Origin of the sequence: Mesotoga sp. UBA5557, assembly GCF_002425715.1 — a bacterium.
Classification (GTDB): domain Bacteria; phylum Thermotogota; class Thermotogae; order Petrotogales; family Kosmotogaceae; genus Mesotoga.
Window position 1 is genome coordinate 36,418 of the sequence record NZ_DIMV01000042.1, and the last position, 13,689, is coordinate 50,106.

Annotated in this window: 12 protein-coding genes, 2 tRNA genes and 1 other annotated feature; all 14 genes read left to right on the forward strand. The window is 46.4% G+C overall.

Features of this window, described 5'->3' with window-relative positions; genetic code table 11:
• Positions 1-10: 10 nt before the first annotated feature.
• The 14 genes from B3157_RS04840 (at position 11) to B3157_RS04905 (ending at position 13,610) form a co-directional block, all read left to right on the forward strand.
• On the forward strand, positions 11-310 hold the full coding sequence (locus B3157_RS04840; RefSeq protein ID WP_099828953.1) for a DUF370 domain-containing protein: 300 nt from the start codon (positions 11-13) through the stop codon (positions 308-310).
• On the forward strand, positions 307-924 hold the full coding sequence (gene gmk / locus B3157_RS04845) for a guanylate kinase (RefSeq protein WP_214060215.1): 618 nt from the start codon (positions 307-309) through the stop codon (positions 922-924). Before B3157_RS04840 ends, gmk begins: the two co-directional genes overlap by 4 nt.
• Positions 921-1,154: a DNA-directed RNA polymerase subunit omega gene (locus tag B3157_RS04850; protein WP_099828955.1), complete on the forward strand. Its 234-nt coding sequence runs from the start codon at positions 921-923 to the stop codon at positions 1,152-1,154. The genes gmk and B3157_RS04850 overlap by 4 nt, the downstream gene beginning before the upstream one ends.
• 95 nt (positions 1,155-1,249) lie before the next feature.
• Positions 1,250-1,325: transfer RNA gene (locus B3157_RS04855), tRNA-Thr, on the forward strand.
• Positions 1,326-1,341: 16 nt separating this feature from the next.
• Positions 1,342-1,428, forward strand: a tRNA-Tyr gene (locus B3157_RS04860).
• A gap of 29 nt (positions 1,429-1,457) precedes the next feature.
• On the forward strand, positions 1,458-1,625 hold the full coding sequence (gene rpmG, locus B3157_RS04865) for a 50S ribosomal protein L33 (RefSeq protein WP_292589255.1): 168 nt from the start codon (positions 1,458-1,460) through the stop codon (positions 1,623-1,625).
• A gap of 35 nt (positions 1,626-1,660) precedes the next feature.
• Positions 1,661-1,867 carry a preprotein translocase subunit SecE gene (secE, locus tag B3157_RS04870; RefSeq protein WP_099828957.1) on the forward strand — a complete coding sequence of 69 codons (207 nt, stop codon included), beginning with the start codon at positions 1,661-1,663 and terminating at the stop codon, positions 1,865-1,867.
• A gap of 25 nt (positions 1,868-1,892) precedes the next feature.
• A complete protein-coding gene (gene nusG / locus B3157_RS04875; protein WP_099828958.1) occupies positions 1,893-2,960 on the forward strand; it encodes a transcription termination/antitermination protein NusG in 1,068 nt (355 codons plus the stop codon).
• Positions 2,961-3,015: 55 nt separating this feature from the next.
• Positions 3,016-3,441, forward strand: coding sequence for a 50S ribosomal protein L11 (gene rplK / locus B3157_RS04880; RefSeq protein WP_099828959.1), 426 nt, complete (start codon positions 3,016-3,018; stop codon positions 3,439-3,441).
• Between the two features lie 12 nt (positions 3,442-3,453).
• Positions 3,454-4,152 carry a 50S ribosomal protein L1 gene (rplA, locus tag B3157_RS04885; protein ID WP_214061044.1) on the forward strand — a complete coding sequence of 233 codons (699 nt, stop codon included), beginning with the start codon at positions 3,454-3,456 and terminating at the stop codon, positions 4,150-4,152.
• Between the two features lie 14 nt (positions 4,153-4,166).
• Positions 4,167-4,285, forward strand: a sequence feature (ribosomal protein L10 leader region).
• An 8-nt stretch (positions 4,286-4,293) separates the two neighbouring features.
• Positions 4,294-4,836, forward strand: coding sequence for a 50S ribosomal protein L10 (gene rplJ, locus B3157_RS04890; RefSeq protein WP_099828961.1), 543 nt, complete (start codon positions 4,294-4,296; stop codon positions 4,834-4,836).
• Between the two features lie 21 nt (positions 4,837-4,857).
• Positions 4,858-5,244 (forward strand): 50S ribosomal protein L7/L12, encoded by a 387-nt coding sequence (gene rplL, locus B3157_RS04895; protein WP_292589261.1) that lies wholly within the window; start codon positions 4,858-4,860, stop codon positions 5,242-5,244.
• Positions 5,245-5,350: 106 nt separating this feature from the next.
• Complete coding sequence (locus B3157_RS04900; protein ID WP_214061043.1) at positions 5,351-8,875, forward strand: DNA-directed RNA polymerase subunit beta; 3,525 nt, start codon at positions 5,351-5,353, stop codon at positions 8,873-8,875.
• A 40-nt stretch (positions 8,876-8,915) separates the two neighbouring features.
• Positions 8,916-13,610, forward strand: coding sequence for a DNA-directed RNA polymerase subunit beta' (locus B3157_RS04905; RefSeq protein WP_292589263.1), 4,695 nt, complete (start codon positions 8,916-8,918; stop codon positions 13,608-13,610).
• Positions 13,611-13,689 lie beyond the last annotated feature (79 nt).

Genomic DNA, 13,689 nt, shown 5'->3' on the forward strand with positions numbered 1-13,689 from the left:
GGTGTTTCACTTGTACGGACTCATTAACGTTGGGTTCGGAAACGTAATTATAGGTGACAGAGTTATCGCGATAGTCAATCCCGAATCCGCGCCGCTGAAAAGGCTTAAGGAAGTTGCAAAAGACGAAGGAAAGCTTATTGATGCCACTTATGGAAGAAAGACCAGGGCAATCGTCATCACCGATAGTAACCACATAATTCTTTCAGCTATTCAGCCCGAGACGATCGCTTCCAGATTCATGCAGACTTTCAGCGATATTGAGAAGCTTCTGGAAGACATAAGGGTTTCTGGACAGAGCTTTGAAGAATGAAAGGCATAGTTTTTGTGATTAGCGGCCCTTCAGGGGCGGGAAAGACCTCAATACTGAAGGTAGTGCTTGAGGCCAACAGCGATCTTGATTTTTCGGTTTCTTATACTACAAGAAAGAGACGCCCGACAGAAGTCGATGGGAAAGACTACATATTCGTGACGCAAGATGAATTCAGAAGACTTAGAGAAGAAGAGGAGTTTCTGGAGTGGGCCAAGGTTCATGGGAATCACTATGGAACATCCAGAACACAAGTTAGAAAGAGTGTTGATTCGGGTAGAGATATTTTGCTGGATGTAGATATTCAGGGAGCGATGTCAGTAATGAGGGAGCTTACAGACGCAGTCTATATATTTGTGGCTCCACCCTCTTATGGTGAGCTGGTCAAGCGTCTCGAAGCGAGGGGAACCGAGAACACCGAATCGCTCAAGGTTAGGCTGGAAGATGCGAAGTGGGAACTAGAACAGGTAAAACACTTTCAGTATCTTGTTGTTAACGATAACTTAAACCACTCGGTAAATCAACTTGAGGCTATCATCACCGCAGCAAGGCTCCGCGTTGATAGAATCGTGAAAGAAAAGGGAGAAAGATTCCTGTTTGAGGAGAAAACTACATGATAATCAATTATGATTTGCTTTTGAAGAGAATAAGGCACAAGTATGCAATTCCTGTGGCTGCTGCTAAGAGAGCGGAAGACCTTGAGGACTTTGGCCGCCCAAAGCTTGATGCAGCAACGGTAAGGGCTGCAGGTGATAAGATCACCGTAGCGTTGAAGGAGCTAGAAGAAGGATACATCAGGATAAGAAATGAGGAAATGCTGATGATCCTTGTACCGAAAGTTAAGTAACCGGATCACTTCATGTTCGGGCAAACGCAGAAAATACTTTATTTGCCTTGTTGACAGGGATAAGGTCATTAGATATAATAAGTATCGTGCGTCGGGCCAACGTAGCTCAATCGGAAGAGCGGCTGATTTGTAATCAGCAGGTTGGGGGTTCAAGTCCCTTCGTTGGCTCCATAGGTTAACTATCGGTGGTAAGGTGCCCGAGTGGTCAAAGGGGGCGGACTGTAAATCCGCTGGCGGAACGCCTTCGGTGGTTCAAACCCACCCCTTACCACCATTAATTTTGCTACTGTTGAGGTGCAAGCAATGGCAAAGAAAACTAAGGGAAATAAGGTTCTTGTAACGTTGAAATGTTCTGAGTGCGGTACTAGAAACTATTACAGGTTCAAGAACCGCCAGAAGAAGTATAAGCTGGACGCGAGTAAGTACTGTCCAAAGTGCAGAAAGCATACCGAGCACAAAGAATCGAAGTAAGGTTGAGTCGTTTCAACTGAGTCAGGAGGAATCCCATGGCCAAGGCAAAGTTTTGGAAGTTCCTTTCCGAAGTAAAGAGCGAAGTTAAGAAGGTGACATGGCCTAACAGGGAGCAGATGATTTCGTCTACAGGTGCCGTGCTCGTCATTCTGGTAGTGGCGGGAGCTTTTCTTGCTCTTCTAGATATTCTCTTTACTAATGTAATCGGGTCGCTTCTCAATTTCTTGACAGGCGCCGTTTAATGCTGTTCTACGTTGGTGATTGACTGTGCGAAAGAGATGGTTCATAATTCAGACTTACTCTGGTCTCGAAAACTCTATCAGAGAGGCAATTCAGATTAAGATAGAGTCTTTCGGTGTTTCGCACATGTTTGGCAAGATTCTTGTGCCGGAAGAGACGAAACTTGATAGAACCAATGTCGCTGCCGAGAAGTATATTGTCCCCGCCAACGCCAGGCTTCTTGTAAAGGACAATCAGGATGTGGCAAAAGGAGACCCTGTCGCTGAAGAAGTAGAAATAAAGGTGAAAAACGACGGTACGGTGGCGGAAGTAAAGAACTACCGAGTTATCTTTATTGAAACTGCCGATAGGCGATATACGAAGACTTACTACATTCCCGAAAGCGCGAAAATTGAGACCGGAATAAAAATGGGTGCGAGGATAAGGCAGGGAATGCCTCTTGCAAAGCAAGGTGAGTACTTCTGTGAGCTGGATGGAAAGATAGTATATACACAGAAGATGAAGCGCATCGTTGTTGAAAAAGAGAACGGCGAAGAAGATGTCTATCTTGTTCACCCCGATTGTTATGACGCCAAGGTAGCTAAGAAGGGTAATCTTGTGAAGCGCGGACAGTTGTTTGGAGATACAAGGAAGATCTTTTCCAAGACTGAGGGAAGGATCGAGATTTCCGATCTCCCTGGACGGAAAGAGATAAAGATCTTCAAAATCATCCGGACAAGATTGTATCCTGGATATGTTTTTATTGAGATGATAATGAACGAAGAGACGTGGAACCTCGTTAAGAATACTCCGAACGTCGTGAACTTCGTCTCTGTAGGTGGACAGCCTGTGCAGCTTAAGGAAAAGGAAATAAAGGCTCTGCTCAGATTAGTCGGTATTGAAGAGTATGAAGAGCACTCAGGTGGTCCTGTCAAGATTGAAGTTGAGTTTGATATCGGAGAGGTCGTCAGAATTAATACAGGTCCGTTTGAGGACTTTGTTGGAAAAGTGACGGGTCTCGATCCTGAAAGACAGGAACTGAAAGTCGTTGTGAGCATTTTCGGAAGAGAAACACCGGTTATCCTCAGCCTATCTGAGGTTGAAAGAATCGTCTAATCTACAAGAAAGAGTGGGAGGGCATAGCCCGTTAACCACAAGGAGGTAAGTAAATATGTCTAAGAAGGTCATTGCCCAAATCAAGCTTCAGCTTGAAGCGGGGAAGGCAACGCCAGCACCTCCAGTTGGACCGGCTCTCGGTCAACATGGAGTGAATATTATGGGGTTCTGCAAGCAGTTCAATGCAGAGACTTCTGACAGAGCCGGTATGGTGTTACCGGTTGTTATTTCGGTATATGCCGACAGATCCTTCAGCTTCATCCTCAAGACTCCACCTGCTAGTTTCTTGCTGCTTAGAGCAGCCGGAATACAAAAGGGTTCAGGAGTGCCCAATAGAGACAAAGTTGGGAAGGTTACCAGAGCACAGCTTGAGGAGATTGCGAAGATCAAGATGCCTGATCTCAACGCCAGAACAGTAGATGCCGCTGCGAAAATCATCGCTGGAACAGCTCGCAATATGGGCATCGAAATCGTAGGTTGAGGAGGGGTTTAAATGTCGGTTAGATCAAAGAGATATATTCAGGCGAGGAAATCCGTTGACAGAAATAAGGTTTACTCTGTGGAGGATTCAATCGAGCTTTTGAAGAGTTTTCCGTCGACAAAGTTTGACGAAACGGTTGAGATGCACATAAAGCTCGGGATAGATCCAGCCAAATCAGATCAACAGGTCAGAGGTACTATCTCTCTTCCTAACGGAACTGGAAAGAATGTTAGGGTTCTAGTGTTTGCGAAGGGGGAGCAGGCAGAAGTTGCCAAGCAGGCTGGCGCGGATTTTGTTGGATCCGACGATTTGGTTCAGCAGATTCAGGGTGGCTGGACCGATTTCGATGTCGCGATAGCTACACCAGACATGATGAGAGACATAGGTAGATTGGGGAAAGTTCTGGGACCCCGGGGTCTGATGCCGTCTCCGAAAGCAGGAACTGTGACAACAGACGTTGAAGATGCCGTGAAGGGTTTTAAGGCGGGGAGGATCGAAGTCAAGAACGACAAGACCGGTAATCTACATCTGCCCGTCGGAAAGAAGTCGTTTGACAAGGAGAAGCTGCGCGAAAACTTCGTTTCAGCTCTCGATCAAATAATGAAGATGAAGCCATCCGGTTCAAAAGGAAGGTTTGTTCAAAAGGTATTCCTCACTACAACCATGGGTGCAGGAATAAAGGTCTACTTTGTTAAAGAAACCGAGAAATAGCTTAAGATACCCAAGCATATATGTACTCACTGCCAAAGACAGTAGGTTATTAAGAGCGTAAGCCACCTACCGAGGTAAGTAGAAGTGAATGCCTTCTGCGGCCTCGATTTGGGGCCGCTTTTTTGAAAGGAGGTGCAAGAAGTGCTAACCAGAGAAAGAAAGGAAGAAATCGTTGAGAGCCTAACAGAAGCCTACAAAAAGTCTTCATTGATTCTGTTCGCCGACTACAAGGGTATGAAGGTTGACGGTATCACTGCTTTCAGGGACAAGCTCTACGAAAAGTACGACGATAGAGCTCAGTTCACAATAAAGAAGAATACATTGGTCAGGCTTGCTCTGAACAAGGCCGGGTTCGACGAGAGTGAATGGAAAGAGTCAATCATCGGAACTACGGCGGTACTGACTGTCGAGGACGAAGACCCGGTCTCAGCGCTAAAGATAATCACTGAGTTCAACAAGAATAACAAGACCCTTCCGTTGATAAAATCAGGGTATCTTGAAGGCAGATACTTTGCCGGCAGCCAGGCTTCTGAGTTGGCGAAGCTTCCGTCTAGAGATCAGTTGATCGCAATGGTCGTTGGAGGATTCGCCGCCCCGATAACCGGTCTTGTATATACTCTGAACGGAATATTGACAAAGTTCCTGTATGCTCTAAATGCAATTAAGGATAAAAAAGCTGAATGATTCAGGTGGAGGTGTGGTAAGATGACTAAGGAAGAACTTATAAGCGCAATAAAAGAAATGACAGTTTCAGAACTTTCGGAACTGGTGAAAGCACTTGAAAATGAATTTGGAGTCAGTGCAGCAGCACCTATGGCAGTTGCAGCAGGGCCTGTAGCGGGCGGAGTAGCGGTCGAGGAAGAAGAGGAGCAGTCTGAATTCAAGGTTGTTTTGAAGTCTTTTGGGGCCAAGAAAATCGATGTCATTAAAGTCGTTAGAACAATTACCGGACTCGGACTCAAGGAAGCAAAGGATCTTGTTGAAAAGGCCGGCAGTCCAGAGGGTGTTGTGAAGGAGAACCTTCCGAAAGCGGAGGCCGAAGAACTGAAGAAGCAGCTCGAAGAGGCTGGCGCCGAAGTCGAACTGAAGTAATTGGGCAATTGTCTGGTTACATATTGTCTGTATAATAAATACACCCACATCAGGGATGATGCTCTGATGTGGGTTTGGTGTGCTCAAACATACGAGAGGTGATCTGATGAGAAAGGCCAATTTTGGCAAACGAGAGCGGTGGGTCTTTGGAAGAGTGTATGAACCTCTTGAAATTCCGAATCTCATTGAGATCCAGACTCGTTCCTTTGAATGGTTCATCGATGAAGGTCTTCTGAGTGTTCTGAAGAAGTATTCTCCAATCAAATCGCAAATTCAGCGTTCGGATCTTAAGAAGGGCGAGAAAGGCTTCTCTCTGGATTTTGTTTCAACTAGAATCGGCGAGGCAAAGCATTCCATCCAGGAGTGCAAAGACAAGGGGCTAACTTATTCCGTTTCGCTTTATGTGACCGTAAGAATCACCGACCTCTATACAGGAGAGATCAAGGAGGAAGAGGCTTTCTTCGGATACTTGCCTTATATGACTGATAACGCCTCTTTCATAATTAACGGAGCGGAGAGAGTAATAGTCAATCAGCTTGTAAGGTCGCCGGGTGTCTACTTTGTTGACGAACCGACAAAGGCAGTGTCTGGTTCTCTGCCGATTTATGTTGCCCATTTTCTGCCTGTAAAGGGAGCCTGGTTTGAGATACTTCTTAACCCTAACAAGCAGATAATGCAGGCGAGGATCGACCGAAGAAGGAAACTGAACTTCTTCGTCTTCTTGAAGGCATTGGGTTACGAGAATGATCTTGATCTACTGAGACTTTTCGAACATGAATATGACGGGTCGGATGAGGACGAATTGCTCGCAAGTGTCGGAAGCATGATTCTTGAAGATGTCAAGACTCCCGGAGGAGATTTGATAGCTCAGAAAGGAACACTTCTTACAGAGGATATTATTGCAAGGGCAATTGAAGCCGATGTGAAGACCATCAAGATGCCGCTTCCTATAGCTATGAAGACCTTCAGCGCTTTGCAGAAGACATACGGTGAAGGTATGACTGAGGACGACGCTTACATAGAGCTTTTCAGGAAGCTTAGGCCGGGCGAAATTCCGAGGATAAATGCTGCAAAGAGTTATATTACTAACCTTTATTTCAGTCCGGACCGCTTTGACTTCTCAAACGTTGGAAGGTACAAGGTCAACAGCAGACTTAAGAAAGTCTATCAAGACTATCTCAAGGAGATCGAAGGAAAGAAGGTTTCGAAAGACACCGACTATGCCGAAGAGTCGAGCGTTCTCACTGTTCTAGATGTTGTACTTGCTGCAAGGCACTTGACAGAGATAGAAAGCCGTCCCGAACTTCTCGATACCAAAGACCATTTGGGAAACAAGCGAGTAAGAACAGTGGGCGAGCTTATGGAAACTGAGTTTGAGAAGGCTTTTATGAAGATCCATAAGCTTCTCGAAGAGAAGCTTACGATATACACTTCCTTCGACAAGATTTCGGTGCAGAGCCTGGTTAACGTAAGAACTCTCATGACCACGCTGCATCAATTCTTTGCAACAAGTCAGCTTTCGCAGTTCATGGACCAGGTAAATCCTCTGGCTGAATTGACGAACAAGAGAAGATTGTCTGCAATAGGACCGGGAGGTTTGAAGAGGGAACACGCGAGGTTTGAGGTGCGTGACGTCCATCACTCTCATTATGGGAGGATGTGTCCTATAGAGACGCCTGAAGGCGCAAATATAGGTCTTATGACCTCAATGGCAACTTTTGCGAAGATAGACAAGTATGGTTTCATTCTCACGCCTTACAGGAAGGTGCAGAAGGGGTTCGTTACTGAAGATATCGTTTATCTCGCAGCAGATGAAGAGGAAAGTTACAATATCGCTCACTCCACAGTTAAAATGGACGACAACGGGTGTATTGCCGATGAAAACGTAGAGATTCGTTACGCCGGTGAAGTGAGATATGTTATGAGGGAGGAAGTAGACTTCATGTCAGTCTCCCCCAAGCAGATTGTCTCAATCTCGACTTCTTTGATCCCGTTCCTCGAAAATGATGACGCAAACAGAGCACTGATGGGATCTAACATGCAGAGACAGGCGGTTCCTGTTGTCAAGTCTGAAGCTCCTATAGTCGGCACCGGTGTCGAAGGAGTAGCTGCAAGAGACTCCGGATATGTAGTTCTAGCGAAGCATCGGGGTAAAGTTGTTAACGTCGATGGAAGAAGAATCATTGTGCAAAGAATAGACGAAAAGGGAAAGTCAGAACTTGACGACAAAGGAAGAGCAATTGAAGATGTCTATACGTTGTATAAGTTTGTTCGAACCAATCAGGATACCGCGGTAAACCAGCGTCCAATTGTTTCGGTTGGTGAAGTCGTGGAAAAGGGCGCTCCTATCGCCGACGGTCCATCGACCGAGATGGGAGAGCTTGCACTGGGTAAGAACGTTCTTGTAGCTTTTATGCCCTGGGAGGGGTACAACTTCGAAGACGCCATTCTCGTCAACCAGGAGCTTCTCGAAGACGACATTTTCACAACTATTCATGTTGAGATGTATGAAACAATCGCCAGGGATACTCAACTTGGTCCCGAAGAGATAACTGCTGATATTCCAAATGTCTCGAAAGAGTCTCTGAAGAATCTAGATGAGAGCGGTATAGTGAGAGTAGGAGCATATGTCACGTCTCAGGATATTCTTGTTGGAAAGGTGACTCCAAAGGGCGAATCCGAGACCACCCCCGAAGAGAAGATTATCAGGTCGGTTTTTGGAGACAGGGGACGGGATGTCAAGGATTCATCGTTGAAACTCCCTCATGGTGTTGAAGGTAGAGTCATCGACGTCAAGGTTTTCGAGAAGGAAGAGGTTTCTGAACTCGGTTCGGGCATAAACAAGCTTGTTAAAGTCTTCGTTGGTATCAGAAAGCCGCTGGATGTAGGAGACAAGCTTGCGGGTAGACACGGCAACAAGGGTGTCGTTTCGAATATAATCCCAAAAGAGGATATGCCCTTCCTTCCTGACGGAACTCCTATACAGCTTGTTCTTTCACCTCTTGGCGTTCCGTCGAGGATGAATGTCGGGCAGGTGCTCGAGACACATCTCGGTTGGCTTGGGAAACTTACGAATCGTTACTTTGCGACACCAATCTTTGATGGGGCTACAGAAGAAGAGATCATGAATGAGCTTTACGAGGCTAGAAAAGAGTTTGGACTTGAAGCCGGTGACAGCGAAGAGCTGAAGACAGGTAAAGTTACCCTAAGAGATGGTAGGACTGGCGTGCCTTTTGACTACCCGGTAGTGGTAGGAATAATGTACATGCTCAAGCTAGTTCATATAGCGAAGGACAAGATTCACGCAAGATCTACAGGTCCCTATTCACTCATACATCAGCAGCCTCTAGGTGGAAAGGCTCACTTTGGAGGTCAGAGATTTGGTGAGATGGAAGTCTGGGCGCTTGAGGCATATGGAGCGGCCCACACTCTGAACGAAATGCTCACAATTAAATCTGACGACATCAAAGGAAGAAATGATGTCTATAAGGCAATACTTAAGGGAGTCAACATCCCCGAGCCAGGAATACCTGAGAGTTTCAAGGTTCTTATAAAGGAACTTCAGGGGCTTTCACTCGACGTCAAAGTTTTTGACCAGAACAATGTCGAGCTGGATGTGGATAAACTATGAGGATCAATAGAAGGGAGCTACCCCTCAAGGAGGGAAGCAGATGCCAGTAAGCGCGTATAAGAGAAAAGTCAATAAGCTGGAAATTGATATCGCGTCGCCGGATAGAATCAAGGGCTGGTCAAGCGGGGAAGTCAAGAAGCCCGAGACGATTAACTATCGTACATTCAAACCGGAGAGAGACGGACTCTTCTGTGAGAAGATCTTTGGTCCGACAAAAGACTACGAATGTACATGCGGAAAGTACAAGGGTAAAAAGTACGAGGGTACAGTATGTGAACGTTGTGGTGTGAGAGTCGAATCTAAAGAGGCTCGCAGGAGAAGAATGGGTCACATTGAGCTCGCCGCTCCTGTTACTCATGTTTGGTACTTGAAGAGTGCGCCTAGTGTTCTTTCTTCACTTTTGAACATTCCTGCGAAGGATCTCGAGAACATCATCTATTACGGATCTAAGAGGGTTATAGAGAGACTTTATGTCGTGACAGACCCTAAGGAGACGGACTTCTTCCCTGGAATGACGATGTACCAGACCGAATACGAAATATACACGAAGAAACTCAGCTTCGAAGTAGAGCAAGGTTACAAGGTAAAAAACCCTCACGGACCGGTTACAACGGACATTGACGGAAAAGTGACGATCGAGAGGATCGACAGCAGTACCGAGAGAGAACTGAACTGGATAATCGTCAAGGATGAGACTGGGATAGAGAAGAAGTACCCGGTCTTTGAAGGCGCCCTTATATATGTCCAGAATGAGGATGAAGTTCATAAGGGAGATACCCTTGCCGACAGATTCCTTTTTGAAGATGAAGTTCTTTCGGCGACTGAGTATAAGATCTTCGACGAGTACTATCCCGGCAAGTTCGAAGTTGAAACAGATACCGAGAGCGATAGACCTATAGTCATAATCACCGAGATCGACCCTGCAGTCTCGGAGGAGACAGGAAGAACGATCGGTGAAGTCTTGATAGAGAACGAATATGAGGCATACAAAGAGCTTTACCCGGGCAAAGTAACCTGTGATTACGGTGCTGCTGCAATTAAGAAACTATTGCAGGGCATGGATCTCGAAGAGCTACAGGTAGCGATAGAACATGAATTGAAGACTATTCCCAAAAGCAGTGCCAGGGCTCTCAAGCTTCTCAGAAGACTCAAGTATGTCAAGGACTTCATAGCCTCTGGCAATAGGCCGGAATGGATGGTAATGGATGTTGTTCCGGTAATCCCGCCAGACCTTCGACCTATGATTCAAATCGAAGGTGGAAGGTTTGCTACAACCGATCTCAATGACCTCTACAGAAGGGTCATAAACAGAAACAACCGGCTTGCAAAACTCTTGCAGATCGGGGCTCCCGACATAATAATCAGAAACGAGAAGAGGATGCTTCAGGAGGCAGTTGACTCCCTAATCTACAACGGTAGGGTGGGAAAAGCAGTATCCGACAAATCGGGAAGGCCTTTGAAGTCTCTCACCGACCTGGTGAAGGGCAAGAAGGGGAGATTCAGAAGGAATCTGCTTGGAAAGCGGGTAGATTACTCCGGTCGAGCGGTCATCGTCGTTGGGCCGGACCTGAAGATTCATGAATGTGGAATCCCCAAGAGGGTTGCAATGGAGTTGTTCAAACCGTTCGTTCTATCAAAGCTGCTTCACGGAAGTGAATCGAGCAAGACGGCGAGAAAACTAAAGAAAACAATCATAGAAAAGGAAATGCCCGAAGCGTGGGAAGTCCTCGAAGATGTGATCAAGGGACACCCCGTTCTCCTCAACAGGGCACCGACGCTTCACAGGATATCCATACAGGCTTTCATACCCAAATTGGTCGAAGGAAACGCAATTCAGCTTCATCCGCTTGTCTGCGCACCTTTCAACGCAGACTTTGACGGCGATCAGATGGCTGTTCACGTGCCTTTATCCGCAGCTGCGCAGGCAGAGGCGAAGTTCCTTATGCTGAGCAGATACAACGTGATTTCCCCTGCCAGCGGCAAGCCTATTTCAATGCCAGGCAAGGACATAATCGTCGGTGTTTACTATCTCACGACCGTTGACCACGATCATGAGAAGAAAGAGAAAGAGGTAATGGATTACTACTCAGCCCTCCTCAAAGATGAGAAGATTTCCGATGTTGAAGCGAGGAGGATGGTTAGGCAGAAGGCCCTTGAATGGGTTGACTGGAAGTTCTCTTCTCCGGGAGAAGCGCTTCTTGCTTACGACATGGAATATATATCACTTCACGATCCTATTCTTGTTCAGCTAGATCCCTCATCCGGAGATCTCACGCTAACAACGGTAGGAAGGATAATCTTCAACACCATAGTTCCTGAAAAGCTTAGGGACTACATGAAGAAGTTCAACAAGAAAGCGATAAAGAAGCTAATCTACGACTGCTTCCACGAATATGGAATAGACAGAACCGCAGACCTTCTGGATGACATGATGTCTCTTGGATTCCATTACGCGACTGCTTCCGGGCTCACAATATCAATAAACGACATTGTTGTGTATCCGCAAAAGGACAAGGTTATAGAGGCCGCGCAGGAGAGGGTAGATCAGATCGAGAATCTGTACAAGTCAGGCTTTCTCACAGAAGAGGGCAGAACACAGGAGATAATCAGAATCTGGTCAGATACCACTCAGGAGATAATGGAGAAGACATACGCAGAGTTCGAGAAGTATCCCTTCAATCCAATCTATATGATGGTTGACTCCGGAGCCAGAGGAAATATCGACCAGCTTAAGCAACTTGCAGGTATGCGAGGTCTGATGGCAGATCCATCGGGAAAAACGATCGAAGTACCGATAAAGTCAAACTTTAGAGATGGACTTACGGAGCTCGAATTCTTCACATCTACCCATGGAGCCAGAAAGGGTTCTGCCGATACGGCACTAAGAACGTCGTTTGCAGGTTATCTCACCAGAAGACTTGTAGACGTTTCCCAGACTATAACCGTAACGACTCCGAACTGTGGAACTCACGAGGGCATTGAAGCCATAGAGCTCATGGCAGACGGAGTAACGATAGAGAAGCTCGAAGAATTTCTCTTTGGAAGAGTTCTTGCGTCAGATATCATCAACCCGCTGACTGGAAGAGCTCTTAAGAATGGGAAGACGGGAAAGGAATACTTGCGCGATACAATGATCAGAGATGAAGATGCGGCTTTCCTTTCGAACTACAGGACCGAAGTCGAAGTTGCGCGAGAAGAAGTGCTTAGTATTCCGAAAGTGACCCGGTTGATCAACTATACAGAGCTGGCAGAAACCATCACAATAAACGATAAGGAATACAAAGCGGGAACCCATATCGGCAGCGATATTTTGCACCAGCTAAAGAACTCGGATATCGAAGAAGTGAAAGTTGTTATCTTCCCCTGCGTCGGTCAGGTATTTGCAGGTGATCCAATAAAGAACAGTAACAAGGAAATGCTTGTCAAGTATCAGGAGAAGATAGACGAGCTCACTGCCAAGAAGCTGCAGAAGAACGAGATCGACAAGGTCTTAGTCCGACCGACGATAAAGGTCAGGTCTGTTCTTACTTGTGAATCCGAAAGTGGTGTTTGTGCTATGTGCTATGGAATGGATCTTTCAAACCATGAAATAGTGAATGTTGGAGAATCCGTAGGTGTAGTTGCTGCCCAGTCAATTGGAGAGCCGGGTACACAGCTCACGATGAGAACATTCCACACTGGCGGTATAGCGACTGGACAGGATATCACCAGAGGTCTTCCCAGGGCAGAGGAATTGTTTGAGGCCCGAAAGAAGCTCAAGGATCCTGAGGCGCTCTTTATAGAAAAGGGCGATAGCGGGTTCGTGAAGGATCTCGTCCCTGACGACAAGGGTAGGAGAAAGGTCTACATCGAAACGAAGACCGGAGGCATCAGCGAATACGATCTCTCCTCGAGCATAAAGCCAAAAATCGAGATTGGTGACAAAGTCACAGAAGGAGAGGCCATAACAACTGGAACGGTGAGGCCAAGGAAACTTATGGAAAAGCTAGGCCTCGTTCAGACGGCGCTATACCTCCTGACAGAGATCAAGAGGGTTTATGCCGAACAGGGAGTCGAAATTCACGACAAGCACTTTGAACTTATCATCAGACAGATGCTTTCGAAGGTCGAGATAACCGATCCGGGAGATACCGACTTTTTACCCGGGGATCTTCTCGACATAGTAGAAATTAGGAAGATTAACAAGTCTATAGAGGAAGCCAACAGTAGAGTTGGCGAAAACAGGGAATACGTAATCGACAAGCGGTTGGCGAGGAGAGTCCTAGGCGAAGATGAAGATGGAAAGATACATAAGATTGCAGCCGAGGCCGAGCCGATTACGGAAGAGCTCCTGAATCAGATATTGAAGGGCGGAATCAAGCAGATATTGATCTATGATGTGGATGAGGATCAGTATCAGAAGCTGGTCGATGACTTCAACCCCGATACGGTAATTCCCGAGAAGAAGATCCAGATAATGCCGAAAGATCCCATTAAGTTCAAGCGAAAGCTTCTAAGGATCACAAAGGCATCTCTTGAGAGTGAAGGGTGGCTGTCGGCCGCATCGTTCCAGCAAACGCCTCAGATTCTCACCGAGGCGTCTGTTGCGGGTAAGTCAGACTTCCTTCAGGGGCTGAAGGAGAATGTAATTGTAGGTCAGCTTATACCTGCCGGAACGGGTCTTGACATGTATGCAAATCTGCAGGTGGAAGAAGCTTCAATCCCTTCTCGTTTACAGGAAGAGGAGTTGGCTTGAGTAGGTACTTCTAATAGAAGCGGAAAGCTTAAATAGCTTTCCGCTTTTCTTTTGTGATGGTAACATTGTAGAGGGAAAA

Bases quoted from the DNA above. Each gene is read 5' to 3' on its own strand.
- gmk (WP_214060215.1), top strand. From the start codon at position 307: ATGAAAGGCATAGTTTTTGTGATTAGCGGCCCTTCAGGGGCGGGAAAG.
- B3157_RS04850 (WP_099828955.1), top strand. From the start codon at position 921: ATGATAATCAATTATGATTTGCTTTTGAAGAGAATAAGGCACAAGTAT.
- rpmG (WP_292589255.1), top strand. From the start codon at position 1,458: ATGGCAAAGAAAACTAAGGGAAATAAGGTTCTTGTAACGTTGAAATGT.
- secE (WP_099828957.1), top strand. From the start codon at position 1,661: ATGGCCAAGGCAAAGTTTTGGAAGTTCCTTTCCGAAGTAAAGAGCGAA.
- rplK (WP_099828959.1), top strand. From the start codon at position 3,016: ATGTCTAAGAAGGTCATTGCCCAAATCAAGCTTCAGCTTGAAGCGGGG.
- rplA (WP_214061044.1), top strand. From the start codon at position 3,454: ATGTCGGTTAGATCAAAGAGATATATTCAGGCGAGGAAATCCGTTGAC.
- rplL (WP_292589261.1), top strand. From the start codon at position 4,858: ATGACTAAGGAAGAACTTATAAGCGCAATAAAAGAAATGACAGTTTCA.
- B3157_RS04900 (WP_214061043.1), top strand. From the start codon at position 5,351: ATGAGAAAGGCCAATTTTGGCAAACGAGAGCGGTGGGTCTTTGGAAGA.
- B3157_RS04905 (WP_292589263.1), top strand. From the start codon at position 8,916: ATGCCAGTAAGCGCGTATAAGAGAAAAGTCAATAAGCTGGAAATTGAT.